We start from the raw sequence: 19,622 nt of genomic DNA on the forward strand, positions 1-19,622 counted from the left end.
AACAAGGGCTGCTGCACATGAATCTGCGTGACCTGAAGTATCTGGTAGCCCTGGCCGACCACAAGCATTTTGGTCGTGCTGCAACGGCGTGTTTCGTCAGTCAGCCAACCCTGTCCACCCAGATCAAGAAACTCGAAGACGAGCTCGGCGTCTCGTTGGTGGAGCGCGCGCCGCGGAAGGTGATGTTGACGCCTGCCGGCCGTGAAGCCGCGGTGCGCGCGCGCAGCATCGTGGCCGAAGTGGAACAGATGAAGGAAGCCGCACGACGTAGTCAGGACCCGGAAGCGGGTACCGTGCGGCTGGGCATTTTTCCCACGCTGGCACCGTATCTGTTGCCGCATGTGGTACCGGGCATTCGCCAGCGTTTTCCACGCCTGGAACTGCTGCTGATCGAAGAAAAAAGCGACCAGCTCATCCATCAGTTGCGCGAAGGGCGGCTGGATGCCGCGCTACTCGCGCTGCCAGTGCAGGACGATCAGCTGCACGCAGAATTCCTGTTCGAAGAACCCTTCGTGCTGGCGGTGCCGGAAGGCCATCCGCTGACGCGCCACGACAGCATGACGCTGGACGACTTGTCCGAGCAGCGCCTGTTGTTGCTGGAAGATGGCCATTGCCTGCGCGAACAGGCCCTGGACGTGTGCCATCTGGCCGGCGCGCTGGAAAAATCCGAGTTCCAGGCCACCAGCCTGGAAACCCTGCGCCAGATGGTGGCCGCCAATGTGGGCGTCACCTTGTTGCCGCTATTGGCAGTCAAACCGCCGGTGGCACGTTCGGAAAACATCCGCCTGATCCGCTTCCGCGAAGACAAGCAGCCCAGCCGGCGTATCGCAATGGTCTGGCGCCGCAGTTCGGCTATGACCGCGTTTCTGGAGCAGCTGTCGCAGCTGTTCAAGGAATTGCCTGAAAGCCTGTTTACCCTGGACCAGCCGACCACCGGCCCCAAGGCGGTCGCTGCCTGAGGATTTGGGATTTGGGATTTGGGATTTGGGATTCGGGATTCGGGATTCGGGATTCGGGATTCGGGATTCGGGATTCGGAAAATTGTTTCACGGCTGCGGTCGCTTCGCACGATGCTTTCTCACCTGCCACCGGACATAAGCGACGCGCGAGCGTCGTTTTTTGTTTAGCTTTTGGTTACTGCGCAAGGCATCTGAACGCGCACGGCGGCCTCCGCGTCATGGGCATGCGGCAGACTTCAACCTTGTTGCTTGCGACCGCGGCTGACGCATTGGCGTGCTTGCCTGACCCTTTGGCCAATGCCTGCAATTCGCAAAAACCGCGTCTGCCTCACTCAGCAAGCACTATGGCTTGCGCTACCTGGCCGCGCATTGCGATCGACCAACGGCGCCCTCATCTTGTAGATGACGCTCACCGTGTTGGCGAGCCGTCGTCGTCAGGAGATTGCCATGCCTTCGCAACACCACAGCGGCTTGCCGCCGTCCATTCTTGTTTCCAGCCATGACCTCGCCCGTCTCGAGGCATTGCTCGATTCGCCCGCATTCAACAAGCATCCCGCCGCCACTGCGCTGAGCGACGAACTGGGCCGCGCACGCGTTGTGCCAGCCGATCAGATTCCCGGCGATGTCGTCACCATGTACTCCCGCATCGACTGCGAAGATGAGCTGCATGGCGAACGACATACGCTCACCCTGGTGTATCCGCACGAGGCCGATGTACAGCACGGCCGCATTTCGGTGCTCGCGCCGGTTGGCAGTGCGCTGCTTGGCCTGTCGGTCGGCCAGAGCATCGACTGGCGCACGCCAGACGGACGCGACCTGCGCCTGCGTGTGACTGCCGTGCACGACCAACATGCATTGGCCGACGACTTACAACGCTGAGCGCGCTAACGTAACGCGCTGCGTCCTATCCACGACCCGTCCACGATTCGAGAGAACCCGCATGACTGCATCCCCGTCCAAGCTTGCTCAACTGCGTGAGCTGTCTGTCGTCGTTGCCGACACCGGCGACTACGACGCCATCAAGCGCCTGAAGCCGGTCGACTGCACCACCAATCCCACGCTGGTCAAAAAAGCGCTGGACCTGCCGGTCTATGCGGAGTTGATCGAGCAGGAACTGGCCTGGGGCCGCGAACACGGCGGCGAAGATCGCACGGCCACCGTCAACGAAGTCGCCGACCGTCTCACCGTCGGCGTGGGCACCAAACTGTCCGAATTGGTGCCAGGCCGCGTCTCCACCGAGGTCGATGCCGACCTGGCGCACGACACCCAAGCCACCATCGCCAAGGCGCGCAAGTTCATCGCGATGTATGCCGAGCGCGGCGTGTCCAAAGACAAGATCCTGATCAAGATCGCAGCGACCTGGGAAGGCATCGAAGCGGCCCGCCAGTTGCAGCTGGAAGGCATCGACTGCAACCTCACGTTGATCTTCAACCGCTCGCAGGCGCTTGCCTGCGCAGAAGCCGGCGTGTTCCTGATTTCGCCGTTCGTTGGCCGCATCCTGGATTACTACGTCGCCCAAGGGCAGACCCCGGCCAGCATCGACGAAGATCCGGGCGTGGTGTTCGTGCGCACGGTGTACAACGAATTCAAACAGCGTGGTTCGTCCACGGTGGTGATGGGCGCTTCGTTCCGCTCCACCGCGCAGATCGAAGCGCTGGCCGGTTGCGATCGTTTGACCATCTCGCCAGAGCTGTTGGAAAAGCTCGACGCCGAACACGGCGAGTTGCCGCGCAAGCTCTCCCCTGCGCAAGCAGACAACGCACAGATCACCCCGATCGACAGCGACAGCTTCGCCACCGATCTGGCCGCCGACCCGATGGCCACCGACAAGCTGGCCAGCGGCATCGACACCTTTGCCAAGGATCTGCAGGCGCTGCGCAAGACCATCGCCGACAAACTCGCCGGCTGATTGCCTATCACGGTTGTGTGACGCCAACGCTCGCGGCTTATCAGCCTGCGGGCGTTGTCGTTTCTGGGATTTCGTTCAGCGCCATCCTCCACACAACGCTTACAACCGCCGCGCGCGCACTGCCTAGAATCCGGATTCCTCAACTGGCGTAGCGGACAATGGCAAACATTGCAGTGGTGATGGTCGACGGCGTGGCCGATTGGGAAATCGGCGTCGTACTGCCGGCGGCGCGTGAATGGTTCGGCGACCAGGTTGCCATCGCCAGTATCGACGGCCAGCCGGTGCAGTCGATTGGCGGCTTGCGCATCACACCGGACTTCGCGCTTTCCGATCTGGCACCGCTGGAGGCCGATCTCTGGATCCTGCCCGGCAGCGAACGCTGGCAGGCCGGCGAGATTCCCGGATTGAGCGGCCTGTTGGTGGAACGCGTGCAACAGCAGCGCCCGGTCGCTGCAATCTGCGGCGCCACCATCGCATTGGCCTATGCCGGTTTGCTCGACGACCGCGCGCATACCAGCAACACGTTGGCCTTTCTGCAGGAACACGTGGTGCCTTATGCAGGCGCTGCACACTATCGCCACGAAAAAGTCGTCGCTGCCGACGGCGTGATCACCGCGCCCGGCACCAGCCCGGTCGGTTTCGCGCTGGCCTGCATGCGACTGCTGCATCCGGAACGCACCGACATGCTCTCGCAGCTGCGCGGCATGTTCGCCGGTGAGTTCGTCTGACCTGGAAGATGTGAGCCGGCGGATCTGAACCGGCACAGCTGATTGTCTGCACGCATTGCATCGCTGCTCCCCGCCGCGTCGCAGACATTGCCTTGCGACCGCCGCAAAAAAAGATGGCCACGTTGTCTCCAACGTAGCCATTCAAGTTGCCTGGCATGCACTCCCATGCGCTGCCTGATCGTGATAACGCTGCCGGTCACTGTTGGCCATCGGCACGTCACCACAATGGATGACAGCGCTCAATCCGACCCGCCTTTCCGTCAGGCATCCAGCCCGATCGGGCAGCTCACTCCCGTTCCGCCAAGCCCGCAATAACCATTGGGATGTTTGGCGAGATATTGCTGGTGATCGTCTTCGGCGTAATAGAACGTAGGTGCCGGGAAACGGATCTCCGTGGTGATTGCGCCATACCCGGCTGCGTCCAGTTGTTGCTGGTACGCATCGCGGCTGGCCAGCGCAGCGTCGTATTGCTCCTGTGTCGTGCAATAGATCGCCGAGCGGTATTGCGTGCCGACGTCGTTGCCTTGCTGCATGCCCTGGGTGGGGTCGTGGCTTTCCCAGAAGGTGCGCAGCAATTGCGCAAACGACACCGCCTGTGCGTCATAGACCACCAGCACCGCCTCGGTGTGGCCGGTCTGCCCTGAACACACTTCGCCGTAAGTGGCATTGGGCGTTTCGCCACCGGCGTAACCCACTGCCGTGCTGTACACCCCTGGCACGTTCCAGAACTTGCGTTCTGCGCCCCAGAAGCAGCCAAGCCCGAATTGCACCTGGGCCAGGCCGGTGAACTCCCCGCGCAACGGATGGCCGTTGATCAGGTGCGTGTTGTGCAGCGGCAGCGCTTGCTCGCGTCCCGGTAGTGCTTCGCCTGGACGTGGCATGCGTTGCTTGAAGGCGCCGATTCCCAGCATGGTGCAACTCCCGCGTGTGTAAGGGTTGCCTGCTGGATGGCGCCGGCCGTAGCGGCTTTCAAGCCACTACGGCCAATACGGCGTTACTTCTTGGTCAACGAGGCAGTGGCGGTGTCCACTTCCGGCATCGCCGAGCTGTGGTGGTTGATGATCAGCCACTTGTCGTCGCGCTTTTCGTACACGAAGGTGTAGCGCGCCTGCACCTTGCTCTTCTTGCCGTCCTTGTCGGTCAGCGTGAAGGTATAGACACCGGCATCAACTGCGCTGTCTTCATCGAGTACGCGCACAGTGCGGTAGTTGACGACGCCCTGCGGCTTCTTGGTCAGGAACATCTCGAAGTACTTTTCGATCTGCGCCCGCGAAGCGCGCACTTCGTTGGAGACGGTCGGCAGCAGCACACCGTCCGGTGCGTACAGATCGGCAACCTTGTGCGGGTTGCCGGTGGCCAGCGCCGCGTTCCAGGTGTCGAACAACGCAGCCACTTCGCGCTCTTCGCCATCGGCAGGCAGCTTGGCCTTGTCGGTGTAGTGCATCACGCCGCCAGCCAGCGCCGGGGTGGCAGCCAGAGCCAGAACCAGAGAGATAAAGGTGCGACGCATGGGGAATCTCCGTGTAGTTGATGGGGGTGCCTCATCGGGCAGGCTCAGTATCGAAATCGCCTGGCCTCGAAAATTCTGCCGAGTGGCATATACTCAAATATGCTGATCGGCCTAGAGGCAAAACATGGAAACCCCCACCAATGCTGGTGATTGGCGCCTTGCGCTACGGCGCGACGCCGCCGATAGCGCACGTTGGCAAGCGCTCTGGGAGACCGCTGTGGCGCTGCGGCAGGCACAGACCCCGGAGCAGGCCTGCGATGCGGTGCTGGGACGCGTGTTGCTGTTGCTGGGCCTGGAACACGGCGCGGTGCTCGCGCAACGCGGTCCGCGCGCGCAGGTACTCGCCAGCCGCGGCCGCGCACTGCCGCCCGGCGCCAGCGCTGCCGGCGACAGCCATGAGGCGACCTGGTTGATGCCACCGCGCCCGGCCGATATGCGCGAAGCCAAGGTACAGATCCATGCGCTGGGTACCACCCACGGCATGCTGTGCGTTGCCTGGAACGACAGCCGCCCCGCACCTGGCAACGACGATGTGCAGGCGCTGCAGGCGTTCGCGCTATTGCTGCCGGCAATGGTGGCCGAACCGGCCAAACCGCTCGCCACGCGCCGGCGTAAACCGGTGCAGGACGATCGCCTCAGCGCACTGAGCAAACGCGAGAAACAGGTGCTCTCGCTGCTCCCGCGCGGGCTCACCAACGCTACGCTCGCAGCTGAACTGGGGATTTCTCCCGGCACGGTAAAAGTGCATGTGGAGCGAATCCTGCAGAAACTTGAGGTAAAAGATCGCACCCAGGCCGCGGTGTACGCGGTCCATGCCGGACTCGCGCTATGAATGCTTTGGCGGTGCGTTGGAACGATTGGCCGATCACCCGCAAGAGCCTGGCGGTGGTGACCTTGCCGCTGCTGCTGCTGGCGGTCGCACTGATGGCGATCTACAGCGTGGAACGGCAGAACATCGCCGCCGAAAACGATGTGCGGCAGACCCTTGAAGTGCTGAGCGATCTATACGAAGCGCACGCACTCTTGGCAGAAACTGCAGCCGGCGTGCGCGGTTATCGCCTGGTGCGCCGCGATGAATTCCTCACCCCGTATCGCGATGCCGAACCGCGTTTGCAACGCGTGGCAGAGCGGCTGTCGCAACGCATCACCGACCCGGGGCAAGCGCAGCGGTTTGCGCGCATCAAGCCGTTATTTGCCGAAAAAATGCAGGGCTGGCGCCGTTTGCTGGCACCGGATCTGAGCCGCGAAGAAGAGATCCGCCAGCTCTGGGACGGCAAGTACAAACTCGACATCCTGCGCGCCGAATTGCGCGAACTGCGCAACTACGAAACCGCGCAGTTGCAGGTGCGCACCGCCAAGGCGCAGGGGCTGCGCCAGCGCAATCTCATCATCACCTTGAGCGCGGCGATGCTCGGTGGCCTGGGCGCGGTCTTTGCGGTGGCGTGGTTCGCATCGGCGTTGTCCGGGCGCTTGCGCACGTTGGCGGCCAATGCGGATCGGCTGGGCGAAGGCTTGCCGCTGGCACCGCAGCCGCGTGCAGGCGATGAACTGGGCCAGGTCGGTCAGCGCCTGGCCCAGGCCAGCGAACTGCTCGCCGCGCGCGCGGCCGAAGCGCAATTGGCACGTCGCGAGGCCGAAACCGCCAACCGCGCCAAGACCGAATTCCTGTCGCGCAGCAGCCACGAATTGCGCACGCCGCTCAATGCGATTCTGGGCTACGCGCAGGTGCTGGAAATGGATCTGCCCGAACCTGCGCACCGACGCCATCTGCAACACATTCTCGGTGCCGGCCGGCATCTGCTGGGGCTGATCACCGAGTTGCTGGATATCGCCCGTATCGAAGCCGATCAGCTGGATCTGAGCCCGGAACCGATCTCGGTGCGTGCCGCCGTCCACGAAGCCCTTGGCCTGATCGCGCCGGACGCGGACAAGCACGGCATCGCGCTGCAACCGGCCGCCATCGATGGGCCATGGACAGTGCGCGCCGATGCGCAGCGGCTGCGTCAGGTGCTGCTCAATCTGCTGTCGAACGCGGTCAAGTTCAATCGCACCGGCGGCCAGGTGCAGGTGAGCGCGCAGCCGGATGGCGAGCAGGTGCGGATCACGGTCGCCGACCAGGGCGCGGGGCTCACGCCGGCGCAGATCGAACGCCTGTTCACGCCGTTCGAGCGGCTGGGTGCGGAGCGTTCGGCGGTGGAAGGCACCGGCCTGGGCCTGGCGTTGAGCAAGCGCCTGATCGAGGCAATGGGCGGGCGCATCGGCGTGGACAGCAGCCGCGATGGCGCGCGCTTCTGGATCGCGCTACCGCAGGGTGACCCGCAACGTAGCGAACCGGCGCGCACCATCGTGCCGCCGAGCAGCGCCGGCAGCGGTGTGTGCCGGTTGCTGAGCATCGAAGACAACCCATCCAACCAGGCTTTGATCCGCACCCTCAGCGAGCGTCGCCCGCAGTGGCAACTGCTCGAAGCGGCCAGCCTGGCGCAGGCGCGCGAGCTGCTGCAGCAAGGCCTGCCGGATCTGATCCTGCTGGATCTGCATTTGAGCGACGGCAACGGCGAAGAATTGCTGCGCGAGTTGCAAAGCCAGCCGGCCACTGCGGAGGTGCCGGTGGTGGTGATCAGCGCCGATGCCACCACTGCCACATTGGCACGTGTGGGCAATCAGGGCGTACGCGCGTATCTGACCAAACCGCTTGATGTGGCGGAATTCTTCACTGTGATCGACGAGCTGCTGGCATGACACGCGACGAAATCCTAGGTTCCCGCATCCTCATCGTCGACGACGAGCCGGCCAATGTGCGGTTGCTCGAAGACCTGCTGCAGCGCGAAGGCTTCCAACAGGTGATCGCCACCACCGACCCATTGCGGGTGATGGGGCTGGTGTCTGCATTCGCGCCGGACCTGATTTTGCTGGATCTGAAAATGCCCGAGCTGGATGGCTATGCGCTGCTGGAACAACTGGCGCGGCTGTCCGACCCCGGCCACTTTTTGCCGGTGATCGTGCTCACCGCCGACCCCAGCCGCAGCGCGCGCCACCGTGCGTTAGGCCTCGGCGCGAAGGATTTTTTGACCAAGCCCCTGGACACCTTCGAGGTCGCGCTGCGGGTCTGGAACGTGGCCGAAACTACGGTGCTGTTCAAGCGTCTGCGCGCCCTCGCTGCGCCTGATGCTGCGCCGCCGGGGTGGCGTCAGCAGAGTTAAGTTTTTAGAGCCGATGGTCTGCGGCTTGGCTGTAGGGCCCTTGCCCGCCGACCGTCGCGGGACACGCCGCAAGTACGTCCTTGTAGTAGCGTCTGCGCGTCGGATGCTGCGCCGCCGGGGTGGCGCCAGCAGAGTTGGGTTTTTAGAGCGGATGATCTGCGGCTTGGCTGCAGGGCCCTTGCCTGCCCACCGTCGCGGGACACGCCGCAAGTACGTCCGTGTAGGCTCTTACGCGGCATCCATGCCGCGTAAGGTCCCGCGACGGTGGGCCGGCAAGGGCCAGTCGAGAGTGTCGGTGTGCATGGCTTTCAAAAAAGCAACCAGCAGACTCTCTGGCGCGGTGCCCTCACCGCTTGCGGGACCGTGTGGCGGCATGGATGCCGCCACCGAGCCTCCAGGGACGGATTTACGGCGTGTCCCGCTAGCGGTGAGGGGCATCGCGCCCTCGACCACCTAGGCTCATGACCTAGACATTTGACTGCATCTAAGCCACACCACGACTCGAAAGAGTCGCTAACAAAACGACTACTCAACCGCTCGCTACGTCCTGATTGCCGCCATGAACATCACACCGCCCGCGTAACCTCGCCGCACAACCCGATCTGAGCCAGCACCGCCTGCGCCTGACTCAGATGCAGGTCGGCCACGCAGACCTGCAGTACGCCGAATGCGGGTAGTTCGCCGGCGCCGCCCAATAGCGACTCGCCGAACACAAACGCGGTGATGCCCGCATCTTCCAGCGCGTGCTTGGCCAGATGCGCGTCGATGATGTGACTGGCGCGATACGCGATCTGCATGATCAATGATGCCCCAGACGTTCGCGCTCGGCGCCCTGCTTCCACTCGCGCAGTGCCGGCAATGCATCGAGTGCGGCCAGATAGTCGCCAGCGGCTTCGAACAGCGGAACGCCGTAGCCGGCAAAGCGCAGTGCGACCGGGGCGAACATGGCATCGACAATGCCGAACTCACCGCACAGGTACTGGCCTGCGTGCCCATGCTCGGCGCGCAGGCTTGCCCACAGCGCCTGGATGCGGGTGATGTCACGCTCAGCGGCCGCGTCCCAGTGCGCGGGGCCGGGCGCGCGGGCCAGATCCATCGGCAGTTGGGTACGCAGGGCGGCGAAGCCCGAATGCATTTCCGCGGCGGCGGCGCGCGCCTGCGCCCGCACGGCCAGGTCGGCCGGCCAACCGCGCCCGGCGAGCCAGCGCTCGTTGACGTATTCGCAGATCGCCAGCGAATCCCAGACATGCAGGGTGCCGTCCCACAGCACCGGCACCTGCCGGGTCGGCGAATAGCCGGCGATGCGGGCCTGGAACTCGGGCGTATTCAGCGGCAGTGCGATTTCCTCGAACGGCACCTGGAAGTGCCGCAGCAACAGCCACGGGCGCAGCGACCAGGAGGACAGGGTCTTGTCGCCGATCACCAGGCGGGGCAATGGCATGCGTGGGGCACTCCGAAGGATCGGCGCAGCGTACGCGTCGGCGGCGATGACGGCCAGCCTGGTTATCGCTCGCCAATGCAGTTGGTCCTGCATGGGGTCGACCACACGGAGCCCTTGCCAGCCCGGTGATTGCCCGCAGGTAACGAAGGCGCGCGATCGCCGCAAACTGCCCGGCTACCGACACGCGTCCTACCCCTAAACCGGTGCCACCGCCTAAACTTGTGGTTTACCTATTGCTGATGCGCGCATGTCCGAGACCCTAGCCACCGACGCCACCGCCCCGGCGGAGAAGAAAGACTTCATCCGCCAGATCGTCCGCGAGGATCTGGCCAGCGGCAAGCACACGGTCATCCGCACCCGCTTCCCGCCCGAGCCCAACGGCTACCTGCATATCGGCCACGCCAAGGCGATCTGCCTGGATTTTGGCCTGGCGGCCGAGTTCGGCGGGCTGTGCAATCTGCGCCTGGACGACACCAACCCGGCCAAGGAAGACCCCGAGTTCGTGGTCGCCATCCAGGACGACGTGCGCTGGCTGGGCTTCGAATGGGCGCAGCTGCGCCACGCGTCGGACTACTTCGAGGTGTATTACCTGGCTGCGGAAAAACTGATCCGCGACGGCCATGCCTTCGTCTGCGATCTGTCCGCCGAGCAGGTGCGCGAATACCGCGGCACGCTGACCGAGCCCGGCCGCAATTCGCCGTTCCGCGAGCGCAGCGTCGAGGAAAACCTGGACCTGTTTCGGCGCATGCGCGCCGGCGAATTCCCCGATGGCGCACGCACGCTGCGCGCCAAGATCGACATGGGCAGCGGCAACATCAACCTGCGCGATCCGGCGCTGTACCGCATCAAGCATGTCGAGCACCAGAACACCGGCAACGCATGGCCGATCTACCCGATGTACGACTTCGCACATTCGCTGGGCGATGCGGTGGAAGGCATCACCCATTCGCTGTGCACGCTGGAATTCGAAGACCACCGCCCGTTGTACGACTGGTGCGTTGACAAGGTGGATCTGGCCGCGCATCCGGAGTTGCTGCAGCCGCTGCTGGACAAGGGCCTGCCGCGCGAGGCCGCCAAGCCGCGCCAGATCGAATTTTCGCGCCTCAACATCAATTACACGGTAATGAGCAAGCGCAAGCTCACCGCGCTGGTGGAAGAACAGCTGGTGGACGGCTGGGACGACCCGCGCATGTACACGCTGCAGGGCCTGCGTCGACGCGGCTACACGCCGGCGGCGATGCGCCTGTTTGTGGATCGGGTCGGCATCAGCAAGCAGAATTCGCTGATCGATTTCTCGGTGCTGGAGGGCTGCCTGCGCGAGGATCTGGATACGGCCGCCGCGCGCCGCATGGCGGTGATCGACCCGATCAAGCTGGTGCTGAGCAATCTGCCGGAAGGCCACACCGAGACGCTGACCTTTTCCAACCACCCCAAGGACGAGAGCTTCGGCACGCGCGAGGTGCCGTTCTCGCGTGAGCTGTGGATCGAGCGCGAGGACTTTGCCGAAGTGCCGCCCAAGGGTTGGAAGCGTCTGGTGCCGGGCGGCGAAGTCCGCCTGCGCGGTGCCGGCATTGCGCGCGTGGACGAGGTGATCAAGGACGCTGCTGGCGAGATCGTGGAGCTGCGTGGCTGGCTGGATCCGGAATCGCGTCCGGGCATGGAAGGCGCCAACCGCAAGATCAAGGGCACCATCCACTGGGTCAGCGCCGCGCATGCGGTGGAAGCGGAAATCCGTCTGTACGACCGTCTGTTCTCGGTCGAAAAGCCCGACGACGAATCCGAAGGCAAGACCTACCGCGACTATCTCAACCCCGAGTCCAAGCGCAGCGTGCGCGGCTATGTGGAGCCGAGCGCCGCGCAGGCTGCGCCCGAGCAGTCTTTCCAGTTCGAGCGTACCGGCTACTTCGTTGCCGATCGCCGTGACCACGGTGCCGCCACGCCGGTGTTCAATCGCAGCGTGACCCTGCGCGACACCTGGGCCAAGTGAGTCAACTCCGCACCGGATGGCAGCCATCCGGTGCGGCTGCGGCAATGACAGTCGCAGTGACGCGTGGCATCCGGTTAGCGGCGCGTTGATGGCTGCCACGCGCGTCACGCACCCCACGTGACACCACCTCAGAGCGTTGTCTTCTGAGCTAATGAACAATTGAACAAGCGCAATGGAGCCTGCGTGCAGCACTTCATTGCATGCTGCACGGCATAAAGGAGCAGCACGATGCGTGAGCGCTTGATGGTGGGTGTCGCCTGCGGGATCGGTGCAGGCGCGCTGTGGGGATTGGTGTTTCTGGCACCGCAATTGCTGGCGGCATTTACGCCGTTGCAACTGGCCGTGGCACGCTATCTGTCGTATGGCGCAGTGGCGGCGTTGGTGCTGGCACCGCGCGCACGCCAGACCGCTGCACGGATGGGGCGCGCCGAATGGTGGGCGCTGGTGCGTCTGAGCTTGTTGGGCAATCTGATCTATTACGTGCTGCTCGGCAGCGCAGTGCAGTGGGCCGGCAGTGCGGCCACCGCGCTGATCATCGGCCTGTTGCCGGTGGTGGTCACCGTGATCGGCACGCGGGCCGCCGGCGCAGTGCAATTGCGGCGCCTGGCTGCGCCGTGCCTGTTGTGCGTCATTGGCGTGGCGCTGGTCGCACTGGACACCTTGCAACACGATTCCGGCCAGCACGCCAGCGATCGCGCCACCCGCATTGCCGGCCTGCTGTGCGCATTCGGTGCGTTGGCATCGTGGTCGGCCTATTCGATCGTCAATGCGCGCTGGCTGCGGCGGCGCCCGGACCTGTCCGGCGGCGATTGGTCGCTGCTGACCGGCGTGGTCACCGGTGCACTGGCGCTGGTGCTGGCGCCGGCCGCGCTGATTGGCAGCGCGACGCACGCGCCGATCGAATGGGCGAGTTTCTGGGGCATCTCGCTGTTGCTGGGCATCCTGGCCTCGGTGATCGGCAACGCATTGTGGAACCGGGCCAGCCGGGTATTGCCACTGACCCTGGTCGGCCAGATGATCGTGTTCGAAACGATCTTTGCGCTGCTGTACGGCTTTGCCTGGGAAATGCGCCTACCCACGCCGCTGGAGCTCGCCGCTATTACCTGTTTATTGGTCGGCGTGTTGTGGTGCGCGGCGCTGCATGCGGAAGCGAAATGACACAGTCGGCTTGCAATGCGTGATGAACCGCAATGGACTCCACTGAGACGGATTACCCGGCCTCATTGTCTGCACAAGATCAGCTGGTGATAAATCGCTACTACGGACACGACCAAACCGCCGTAAGGCCTGAAGCATGCACGAGTGCGCGGTGCCCTCGCCGCTCGCGGGACACGCCGTAAATCCGTCCGTGGAGGCTCGGTGGCGGCATCCATGCCGCCACACGGTCCCGCAATCGGCGAGGACACCGCACCAGAAAGTTTGCCGGCTGTTTTATTGAAAACCCTGCACACCGACCATCTCGACTGGTCCTTGCCCGCCCACCGTCGCGGGACCTTACGCGGCATGGATGCCGCGTAAGAGCCTACACGGACGTACTTGCGGCGTGTCCCGCGATGGTGGGCGGGCAAGGGCCCTGCAACCAAGCCGTAGATCAGACGCTCTACGACCGATCTCTCCGCAATTCCACAAGTGCTCCGTCACCAGTTGCCCGAACTAGACCAGGCAAAGCAGCCGTCACTGACCCAAGTCTCGCCACACTCCGCACATCAGGGGCTTACCATGGCAGCTCACATGTCCTGATCGGAGCGGCCGCATGTCCCGTCCTTTGTCCTGGTGCCTGAGCACGATATTGCTGCTGGGCTGCCTTGTTTCGATCGGCTGCGTGGCCGCACCACCAACCGATACAACCACGCCGCCTCCGGCCACCGGCTCGGCAAGCGGGCCGGCAACCGGCAAGCCGATCACCGTCACCACCACCTGCCGCACCGATGCCGATTGCACGGTGAAGAACGTCGGCAACTGCTGTGGCGCATTTCCCGCCTGCGTCAACGTCGACAGCGCCACCGACCCCAAAGGCGTGATGGCGCAGTGCCAGGCCAGCGGCATGATGAGCGTGTGCGGATTCCGCGAGATCAGCGCCTGCCAGTGCGTGGCCGGGCAATGTGCCGCAAAGGACGCCCAGGCCGATACACTGCGCCCCGCTCCCCCCTCTACCGAAATGGTCCACTGATGCTTTACGCGCAAGTCCACCTCACGCTGCCCGATTGGATCCACGCGCATGTCGACGACAGCCGTGCCTATCCCAGCGACGCCGACAAGGTGGCGCTGGCGATCGAGCTGTCGCGGATGAACGTGCAGGAACGCAGCGGCGGCCCATTCGGCGCGGTCGTGTTCGGCCCGGATCACCGCATCATCGCTGCGGCAGTGAACCGCGTGGTGCCGCAGACCACCTCGCTGGCGCATGCCGAAAACATGGCCTACATGCTCGCGCAACAGCGCCTGCAGACCCCGCGCCTGAACGACGTGCTGTCGCCGGTGACACTGGCCACCTCTGCGCAGCCGTGCTGCCAGTGCTACGGCGCCACGGTGTGGGCCGGCATCGATCGCCTGCTGATCGGCGCACGCGCCGAAGACGTGATGGCATTGACCGAATTCGACGAAGGCCCGCTGCCCGCCGATTGGGTGGGCGAACTCACCCGCCGCGGCATCGAGGTGGTGCGCGACGTGCATCGCGACCAGGCCTGCACCGTGCTGCGTAACTACGGCGAGGGCGGCGGTGACCATTATTGATCTCGAACGCCTCGATCAAGCACGCCAGGCACTGCGATGAGCGGCCTGCTGTGTTATTGCCGCCAAGGCTTTGAGCCGGAGCTGGCTGCCGAGTTGAGCGCACGCGCCGCATTCGTCGGCATCGCCGGCTATGCGCGCACGCAACGCAACGATGGCTATGTGCTGTTCGTCTGCGATGAGGCCGCACAACTGGCCGCCAAGCTGCACTGGCGCGAGTTGATCTTCGCGCGGCAGAAGCTGGTGGTCATTGCCGAGCTGAAAGGCATCGACCCCAAGGACCGCATCACGCCGATCCTGGCCGCACTGGAAGGGCAGCAGCGCTTCGGCGATCTATGGGTGGAACACCCGGATTCGGACGCGGGCAAGCCGCTGGCAGGGCTGGCACGCAGCTTCGGCAATGCGCTGCGTCCGGCCTTGCGCAAGGCCGGCCTACTCACCGACAAACCGCAGCCGCGCCAGGCACGCCTGCACATCTGCTTTCTCGATGGCGACCACGCCCTGCTGGCGGTGGCCGACAGCGCCGACAGTGCGCCGTGGCCGCTGGGCATCCCACGTTTGAAACTGTTGCCAGAGGCGCCATCGCGCTCGGCGCTCAAACTCGACGAAGCACTGCTCACCCTGCTCACACCCGAAGAACGCGAAGCACTGGTCAAGCCAGGTATGCGCGCGGCCGATCTGGGCGCGGCGCCTGGCGGCTGGACGTGGGTGCTCACGCGCCAGCACGTGCATGTCACCAGCGTCGACAACGGCCCGTTACGCGAGCATGTCCTGGAAACCGGTCTGGTCGAGCATCTGCGCGCCGACGGGTTTCATTGGAAGCCTGCGCAGCCGCTGGACTGGATGGTCTGCGACATGGTCGAACAACCGCGTCGCGTCGCCGAACGCATGGCCACCTGGATCCGCGAAGGCTGGTGCCGCAACACTATCTTCAACCTCAAGCTGCCGATGAAAAAGCGCTGGGACGAAACCCGCCTGTGTCTGGATCTGTTCGAGCAACAGTCCGAGAAATCGCTGATCGTGCGCGCCAAGCAGCTGTATCACGATCGCGAAGAGATCACGGTGCTGGCGATGCGGGGCTGAGAGCTGGGATTGGGGATTCGGGATGGGGGATTCGTAAAAGCGGGGGATTGGTGGCGTCATTGCTTTGGGCGCTGGTGAGCATTCGCGTGGCTTGATGTGATGTTTCACCCGCGCGCAGTCGCAGTGTTGGCAGTCCGGCGTGATTGCTGGCAGCCGCTCCGTTAGTGGACTGCACGGCCTGTGGTACGTCATCGTGGCAGGCTGGTGCGCGCCAGCCTGCTCGCTTGGCTCAGGCGGGCCTGCCCCGTCGATTGACGAAGCGAGGCGCGATCACAGCACGATCCGCTTGCTGCCCTCGCGTGCCGAGCGGTAGATCGCATCGACGATGCGGATGTCGCGCAGGCCTTCTTCACCGGGCGCACGCAGCGGCGTGCCGTTGATGATCGCCAGTGCGTCTTCATCCATTTGCAACGCCTGCTGGTGCGGCACCTTGGCGTCGAACACGCGTCCGTCGCTGGCCTTGCCGGTCACGCCCTGATAGCTCTGGAACGGCGACAGCTCGTACCAACCGCGCTCGCACTCGGCGCGCAGCACATTCATGTTTTTGCCGAAGCTGGTCTTGCACTCGGCGCGCACCGCATTGGGGAATTCCAGGGTGAAGTCCATATGCTCGTCGACTTCGTCGAATAGGTCGGGACGATCGGTCCAGCGCTTGGCCGTCACCGCAAGTGGTTCGGTGCCCACCGTGTAGCGAGCGGCATTGAGCGGATACACACCCATGTCGTACATCGCACCGCCGCCGAATTGCGAACGCAACCGCCACGGACGATCGGCCTTGGTCGCATCGTGATAACCGTTGTAACCGGCCTCGGCACGCACACGCTGCATCGCGCCGAACGGCTTTTCGCCAGCCATCGCAATCAGGCGACGCGTATTGGGCTCGTGCTGCATGCGGTAGCCGATCGTCAATGCCACCTTGTTGCGCTTGCAGGCCTTGATCATGGCCTCGCATTCGCCGGCATGCATCGCCATCGGCTTTTCGCACCACACATGCTTGCCGGCCGCCGCGGCGCGCAAGGTCAGCGGCGCATGCAGATGGGTTGGCGTGACGATGTACACCACGTCGATCTCGTCGTTGTCGGCGATGCGATCGAAGTTCTCGTAGTTGTAGACGTTGCGATCGGCGATGCCGTACTTGGCCTGCCACTGCGGAATCTTCGAGGGAGTGCCGGTGACGATGCCGGCCAGTTTGCAATGTTTGGTCAATGCCAGACCCGGCGCGAGTTGTTCGCTGGCATAACTGCCCAGGCCGGCCAACGCCACATTGAGCGGCTTGCCCGGCTTTTTCTTCGGCAATGCCCAGCCAGGCGCAGCAAGCAGAATGCCTGCACTGCCGAAAGCGGCGAGCAAACGGCGACGTGTGATCGATTCCACGGACATGCAAACCTCCTTCGCAAGATGAGAGCGGCTGACACAGCCAGCGCGCGCAATCGTCATCTGACGACGACGCACCCAAACCGGAGTGCCAGCGGATACATGCCGCACCGCGTCCCGATCGCGCCACCCGAAGGTGGGCGCCATCGTGAAACTGGTCGCCGTCGGCCAATGCTGCCCGGGCACCTTACTTGATCGTGCATGATCACCGCCATGGTCGCTGCGCACGTTCTGGCACACTGCCAACGATCCCATCCGGAGCATGCCGCATGATCGCTGTCGCACGCCGTCGTTTCCTTCCCTTGGCATTGCTGTTGTCCAGCTCGCTGGCGATTGCCGCCGATGCGCCCTTCGTTGCGCGCGACCTGATCGGCGATGGCGCCTTCACACATAACGCCGAGGGTCCAGCAGCCGGGCCAGATGGCGCGCTCTATGCGGTGAATCTGGGCAAGGACGGCACCATCGCACGCATCGTCTTGCACGCCGATGGCAGCGCAAAAGCCGAGGTCTTTGTGACCTTGCCCGAAGGCAGCACCGGTAATGGCATCCGCTTCCGCGACGGCGTGATGTATGTGGCCGATTACACCGGCCATAAAATTCTGCGCGTGAACATGCAAACGCGCGCAGTGAGCACCTTCGCCGCGCTGCCCGACGCCGATGGCCCCAACGATCTGGCACTCGCACCCGATGGCAGTTTCTATGCAAGCGACCCGAACTGGAAGGACAACAGCGGGCGCCTGTGGCAGATCAGTCGCGAGGGCGTCGTGCAATTACTGGAAGCCGGCATGACCACGCCCAACGGGCTGGACGTCAGCCCCGACGGCAAGCATCTCTACGTCAACGAAAGCATGTCGCGCAAAGTGTGGGTGTACGACCGCGTCGACGGCGCATTGCGCAACAAACGCCTGCTGATCCAATTCCCCGACTTCGGCATGGACGGCATGCGTTGCGATGCCGACGGCAATCTCTACATCGGCCGCTACGACGCCGGGCAGATTGCGGTTGTCTCGCCACAGGGCAAGTTGCTGCGTACGGTCGCACTGAAAGGCCGCAAGGCCAGCAATGTCGCGTTCGGCGGCAAAGATGGCAAACAGGTGTTCGTCACCTTGCAGGATCGCGGCGCAGTTGAAACGTTCAGATCCGATCGCCCGGGGCGCGAAACCGGACGCTGAAACTGCTGCCCGCGTCGCATTGGTTCTCAGGTCGCGCAACAGCGTCCTGGCATCCTGCAGATCACCTGTAGAGGACTCCCCCATGCAACCGATCGAACTCAAGGACGCAGCCGCCTTCGGCAACGAATTCCTGCGCCTGACCCTGCTGCAGGGTTTCCAGTCGCTGACCAAGCGCGATCTGGAATTGCTTATCTTCGTGCTGCTAGAACGCGACGGCGCCATCTCGCGCAACAGCTCCAACGCGATGGTCGCATTACACCTGCGGGTGACCTCGGCCAAGGTCAAGGCCTTGCGCCGCGACGGCTATGCGCGCTGGCGCTCGCTGGTGCCCGAAGAGGGCGACGCGGCGATGCAGCGCATCGTCGCCAACGTGCTCACCGAAGACAATCTGCGCTCCGGTGCCAAGCACGTCAGCGAACGCAGCCGCAAGGAAGGATTTCTGGCGGTGCGTATCGAACACCCGGATGATGCGCAGCAATTCGAGCAGGCCATTCTCGATGTCGGCGCCCTGCCGGTGTACGAGCGCAATCGCGAAGTGGTTGCGGTGCGCTTCGACACGCTGCTGAAGATCGCCGAACGCTGGGGTTATCTGCAGCCGGATCCGCAGGCCACCGTGCGTGAACTGCAAAAGCTCACGCCCACCGCTGAAGAAGTGGGGGATCTGTTGAAGAAGGACATCGCGCAACTGCGGTGGGAAGACGTGCGGCGCGCACTCAACAGTCTCGGTGCCAAGGCCGTGGCCAGCACCGCCGAGGGCGGCTTGAAGGGTCTGTTAAAGATCGTGTTCCCGTTCATTCCTGGCTGAGCAGGACGCACAGTGGCGTGTCCCCCGGTGGCGCGCGATCACCGTGGCGACACGCCATGCATCATGGCTCATCACCAACGCAGATCCTCGCAAGGGGCGCCACACGTTCTAGACTTGCGGGCTGTTCCACATCAGGGGGATCTGATGACCATCACCACCCGCATCACCGTAACGACCATCTTGCTGCTTTTGGGCAGCAACGCTTTCGCGCAACAGACGCCCACACCCGCCAGCAGCATGCCGCTGGTCGACGTTCCCAACGTCATTCGCACCCAGCCGCTGTCCAGCGGCGACGTCACCCACCAGACTCAGTTGGAGCGCCCACGCGGCGAATCCAGCGTGATCGTGCGTTCGATTCAACCCAGCAGCGTGGTCGGCAGCTACCGCATCGACTTTCAGGCGATGGATACCGATGGCGACGGCCGCATCAGCCGCGCCGAAGCGCAGGCCAACCCCGCGCTGGCCGACGAATTCGATGCGCTAGACACGCGCCATAGCGGCCACCTGACCCGCGAACAACTCGCCGGCTGGTTGATCCAGTAACCAAGAGCGACCAACAAAAACTGCCAAACGCCGTAGCGATAGCTGCAAGTGTTTGGCCACACGAGCCTTCGTTGACGGCTGGTGTGATGTCGAAAATGGAAGTGGCCTTGTTCGGATCGAAAGGACCGATCGACCGCACCTCATCGAACGGCCGCAAAACGCACACTGCTCGCAACCAAGCTCA

At 63.9% G+C, this 19,622-nt stretch carries 20 protein-coding genes; 15 read left to right on the forward strand and 5 right to left on the reverse strand.

Features of this window, described 5'->3' with window-relative positions:
• Positions 1-17 precede the first annotated feature (17 nt).
• From AC1PLU_RS18115 to AC1PLU_RS18130, 4 genes are all read left to right on the forward strand, one after another.
• Complete coding sequence (locus AC1PLU_RS18115; protein WP_023902776.1) at positions 18-959, forward strand: LysR substrate-binding domain-containing protein; 942 nt, start codon at positions 18-20, stop codon at positions 957-959.
• Positions 960-1,406: 447 nt separating this feature from the next.
• Positions 1,407-1,838: a nucleoside diphosphate kinase regulator gene (gene rnk / locus AC1PLU_RS18120; RefSeq protein WP_023902775.1), complete on the forward strand. Its 432-nt coding sequence runs from the start codon at positions 1,407-1,409 to the stop codon at positions 1,836-1,838.
• Between the two features lie 61 nt (positions 1,839-1,899).
• Positions 1,900-2,868, forward strand: coding sequence for a transaldolase (gene tal / locus AC1PLU_RS18125; RefSeq protein WP_023902774.1), 969 nt, complete (start codon positions 1,900-1,902; stop codon positions 2,866-2,868).
• 158 nt (positions 2,869-3,026) lie between these two features.
• Positions 3,027-3,596, forward strand: a complete 570-nt coding sequence (locus AC1PLU_RS18130) for a type 1 glutamine amidotransferase family protein (RefSeq protein WP_023902773.1) — start codon at positions 3,027-3,029, stop codon at positions 3,594-3,596.
• Between the two features lie 260 nt (positions 3,597-3,856).
• On the opposite strand, the gene msrA is transcribed toward AC1PLU_RS18130, so the two are convergent.
• Positions 3,857-4,507 (reverse strand): peptide-methionine (S)-S-oxide reductase MsrA, encoded by a 651-nt coding sequence (msrA, locus tag AC1PLU_RS18135; RefSeq protein ID WP_481106910.1) that lies wholly within the window; start codon positions 4,505-4,507, stop codon positions 3,857-3,859.
• 83 nt (positions 4,508-4,590) lie between these two features.
• On the reverse strand, positions 4,591-5,106 hold the full coding sequence (locus tag AC1PLU_RS18140) for an SgcJ/EcaC family oxidoreductase (protein WP_104550462.1): 516 nt from the start codon (positions 5,104-5,106) through the stop codon (positions 4,591-4,593).
• Positions 5,107-5,230: 124 nt separating this feature from the next.
• Between AC1PLU_RS18140 and AC1PLU_RS18145 the strand changes: the two genes are divergently transcribed.
• The 3 genes from AC1PLU_RS18145 to AC1PLU_RS18155 are packed head-to-tail and all read left to right on the forward strand — an operon-like array spanning position 5,231 to position 8,306.
• The gene (locus AC1PLU_RS18145) at positions 5,231-5,938 is read left to right on the forward strand and encodes a helix-turn-helix transcriptional regulator (RefSeq protein WP_481106911.1); all 708 of its coding nucleotides are present in this window, start codon (positions 5,231-5,233) and stop codon (positions 5,936-5,938) included.
• The gene (locus AC1PLU_RS18150; protein ID WP_481106912.1) at positions 5,935-7,845 is read left to right on the forward strand and encodes an ATP-binding protein; all 1,911 of its coding nucleotides are present in this window, start codon (positions 5,935-5,937) and stop codon (positions 7,843-7,845) included. Before AC1PLU_RS18145 ends, AC1PLU_RS18150 begins: the two co-directional genes overlap by 4 nt.
• Positions 7,842-8,306: a response regulator gene (locus tag AC1PLU_RS18155; RefSeq protein ID WP_006452452.1), complete on the forward strand. Its 465-nt coding sequence runs from the start codon at positions 7,842-7,844 to the stop codon at positions 8,304-8,306. Before AC1PLU_RS18150 ends, AC1PLU_RS18155 begins: the two co-directional genes overlap by 4 nt.
• Before the next feature lie 566 nt (positions 8,307-8,872).
• On the opposite strand, the gene AC1PLU_RS18160 is transcribed toward AC1PLU_RS18155, so the two are convergent.
• Together AC1PLU_RS18160 and AC1PLU_RS18165 are read right to left on the reverse strand one after the other, a co-directional pair.
• Entirely contained in the window at positions 8,873-9,103 is a 231-nt protein-coding gene (locus AC1PLU_RS18160; RefSeq protein WP_006449566.1) for a putative signal transducing protein, read from the reverse strand.
• 2 nt (positions 9,104-9,105) lie between these two features.
• Entirely contained in the window at positions 9,106-9,747 is a 642-nt protein-coding gene (locus AC1PLU_RS18165) for a glutathione S-transferase family protein (RefSeq protein ID WP_481106913.1), read from the reverse strand.
• Between the two features lie 247 nt (positions 9,748-9,994).
• Here AC1PLU_RS18165 and AC1PLU_RS18170 point away from each other — a divergent pair, with 247 nt between their 5' ends.
• The 5 genes from AC1PLU_RS18170 (at position 9,995) to rlmM (ending at position 15,544) form a co-directional block, all read left to right on the forward strand.
• Entirely contained in the window at positions 9,995-11,734 is a 1,740-nt protein-coding gene (locus tag AC1PLU_RS18170) for a glutamine--tRNA ligase/YqeY domain fusion protein (protein ID WP_481106914.1), read from the forward strand.
• A gap of 228 nt (positions 11,735-11,962) precedes the next feature.
• Positions 11,963-12,892 carry a DMT family transporter gene (locus AC1PLU_RS18175; RefSeq protein WP_104550468.1) on the forward strand — a complete coding sequence of 310 codons (930 nt, stop codon included), beginning with the start codon at positions 11,963-11,965 and terminating at the stop codon, positions 12,890-12,892.
• A 595-nt stretch (positions 12,893-13,487) separates the two neighbouring features.
• Complete coding sequence (locus tag AC1PLU_RS18180; protein ID WP_481093459.1) at positions 13,488-13,904, forward strand: hypothetical protein; 417 nt, start codon at positions 13,488-13,490, stop codon at positions 13,902-13,904.
• Complete coding sequence (locus AC1PLU_RS18185; RefSeq protein WP_176339567.1) at positions 13,904-14,464, forward strand: nucleoside deaminase; 561 nt, start codon at positions 13,904-13,906, stop codon at positions 14,462-14,464. The genes AC1PLU_RS18180 and AC1PLU_RS18185 overlap by 1 nt, the downstream gene beginning before the upstream one ends.
• A gap of 36 nt (positions 14,465-14,500) precedes the next feature.
• Positions 14,501-15,544, forward strand: a complete 1,044-nt coding sequence (gene rlmM, locus AC1PLU_RS18190; RefSeq protein WP_074056737.1) for a 23S rRNA (cytidine(2498)-2'-O)-methyltransferase RlmM — start codon at positions 14,501-14,503, stop codon at positions 15,542-15,544.
• Positions 15,545-15,814: 270 nt separating this feature from the next.
• Here rlmM and AC1PLU_RS18195 read toward each other — a convergent pair whose 3' ends face one another.
• Positions 15,815-16,924 carry a Gfo/Idh/MocA family protein gene (locus tag AC1PLU_RS18195; protein ID WP_481093460.1) on the reverse strand — a complete coding sequence of 370 codons (1,110 nt, stop codon included), beginning with the start codon at positions 16,922-16,924 and terminating at the stop codon, positions 15,815-15,817.
• A 263-nt stretch (positions 16,925-17,187) separates the two neighbouring features.
• On the opposite strand from AC1PLU_RS18195, the gene AC1PLU_RS18200 reads away from it, so the two are divergent.
• The 3 genes from AC1PLU_RS18200 to AC1PLU_RS18210 all read left to right on the forward strand — a co-directional run bounded on the left by AC1PLU_RS18200 (position 17,188) and on the right by AC1PLU_RS18210 (position 19,438).
• Complete coding sequence (locus AC1PLU_RS18200; protein ID WP_481106915.1) at positions 17,188-18,090, forward strand: SMP-30/gluconolactonase/LRE family protein; 903 nt, start codon at positions 17,188-17,190, stop codon at positions 18,088-18,090.
• A gap of 82 nt (positions 18,091-18,172) precedes the next feature.
• Positions 18,173-18,895, forward strand: coding sequence for a hypothetical protein (locus AC1PLU_RS18205; protein WP_023902956.1), 723 nt, complete (start codon positions 18,173-18,175; stop codon positions 18,893-18,895).
• A gap of 144 nt (positions 18,896-19,039) precedes the next feature.
• The gene (locus tag AC1PLU_RS18210) at positions 19,040-19,438 is read left to right on the forward strand and encodes an EF-hand domain-containing protein (RefSeq protein WP_229010751.1); all 399 of its coding nucleotides are present in this window, start codon (positions 19,040-19,042) and stop codon (positions 19,436-19,438) included.
• Positions 19,439-19,622 lie beyond the last annotated feature (184 nt).

The organism is Xanthomonas sp. NCPPB 2933 (assembly GCF_056725225.1).

Bases quoted from the DNA above. Each gene is read 5' to 3' on its own strand.
- AC1PLU_RS18115 (WP_023902776.1), top strand. From the start codon at position 18: ATGAATCTGCGTGACCTGAAGTATCTGGTAGCCCTGGCCGACCACAAG.
- AC1PLU_RS18160 (WP_006449566.1), bottom strand. From the start codon at position 9,103: ATGCAGATCGCGTATCGCGCCAGTCACATCATCGACGCGCATCTGGCC.
- AC1PLU_RS18205 (WP_023902956.1), top strand. From the start codon at position 18,173: ATGCAACCGATCGAACTCAAGGACGCAGCCGCCTTCGGCAACGAATTC.
- AC1PLU_RS18140 (WP_104550462.1), bottom strand. From the start codon at position 5,106: ATGCGTCGCACCTTTATCTCTCTGGTTCTGGCTCTGGCTGCCACCCCG.
- AC1PLU_RS18195 (WP_481093460.1), bottom strand. From the start codon at position 16,924: ATGTCCGTGGAATCGATCACACGTCGCCGTTTGCTCGCCGCTTTCGGC.
- AC1PLU_RS18165 (WP_481106913.1), bottom strand. From the start codon at position 9,747: ATGCCATTGCCCCGCCTGGTGATCGGCGACAAGACCCTGTCCTCCTGG.
- AC1PLU_RS18210 (WP_229010751.1), top strand. From the start codon at position 19,040: ATGACCATCACCACCCGCATCACCGTAACGACCATCTTGCTGCTTTTG.
- rlmM (WP_074056737.1), top strand. From the start codon at position 14,501: ATGAGCGGCCTGCTGTGTTATTGCCGCCAAGGCTTTGAGCCGGAGCTG.
- AC1PLU_RS18170 (WP_481106914.1), top strand. From the start codon at position 9,995: ATGTCCGAGACCCTAGCCACCGACGCCACCGCCCCGGCGGAGAAGAAA.
- tal (WP_023902774.1), top strand. From the start codon at position 1,900: ATGACTGCATCCCCGTCCAAGCTTGCTCAACTGCGTGAGCTGTCTGTC.
- AC1PLU_RS18200 (WP_481106915.1), top strand. From the start codon at position 17,188: ATGATCGCTGTCGCACGCCGTCGTTTCCTTCCCTTGGCATTGCTGTTG.
- AC1PLU_RS18185 (WP_176339567.1), top strand. From the start codon at position 13,904: ATGCTTTACGCGCAAGTCCACCTCACGCTGCCCGATTGGATCCACGCG.
- AC1PLU_RS18130 (WP_023902773.1), top strand. From the start codon at position 3,027: ATGGCAAACATTGCAGTGGTGATGGTCGACGGCGTGGCCGATTGGGAA.
- rnk (WP_023902775.1), top strand. From the start codon at position 1,407: ATGCCTTCGCAACACCACAGCGGCTTGCCGCCGTCCATTCTTGTTTCC.
- AC1PLU_RS18180 (WP_481093459.1), top strand. From the start codon at position 13,488: ATGTCCCGTCCTTTGTCCTGGTGCCTGAGCACGATATTGCTGCTGGGC.
- AC1PLU_RS18150 (WP_481106912.1), top strand. From the start codon at position 5,935: ATGAATGCTTTGGCGGTGCGTTGGAACGATTGGCCGATCACCCGCAAG.
- AC1PLU_RS18145 (WP_481106911.1), top strand. From the start codon at position 5,231: ATGGAAACCCCCACCAATGCTGGTGATTGGCGCCTTGCGCTACGGCGC.
- AC1PLU_RS18155 (WP_006452452.1), top strand. From the start codon at position 7,842: ATGACACGCGACGAAATCCTAGGTTCCCGCATCCTCATCGTCGACGAC.
- msrA (WP_481106910.1), bottom strand. From the start codon at position 4,507: ATGCTGGGAATCGGCGCCTTCAAGCAACGCATGCCACGTCCAGGCGAA.
- AC1PLU_RS18175 (WP_104550468.1), top strand. From the start codon at position 11,963: ATGCGTGAGCGCTTGATGGTGGGTGTCGCCTGCGGGATCGGTGCAGGC.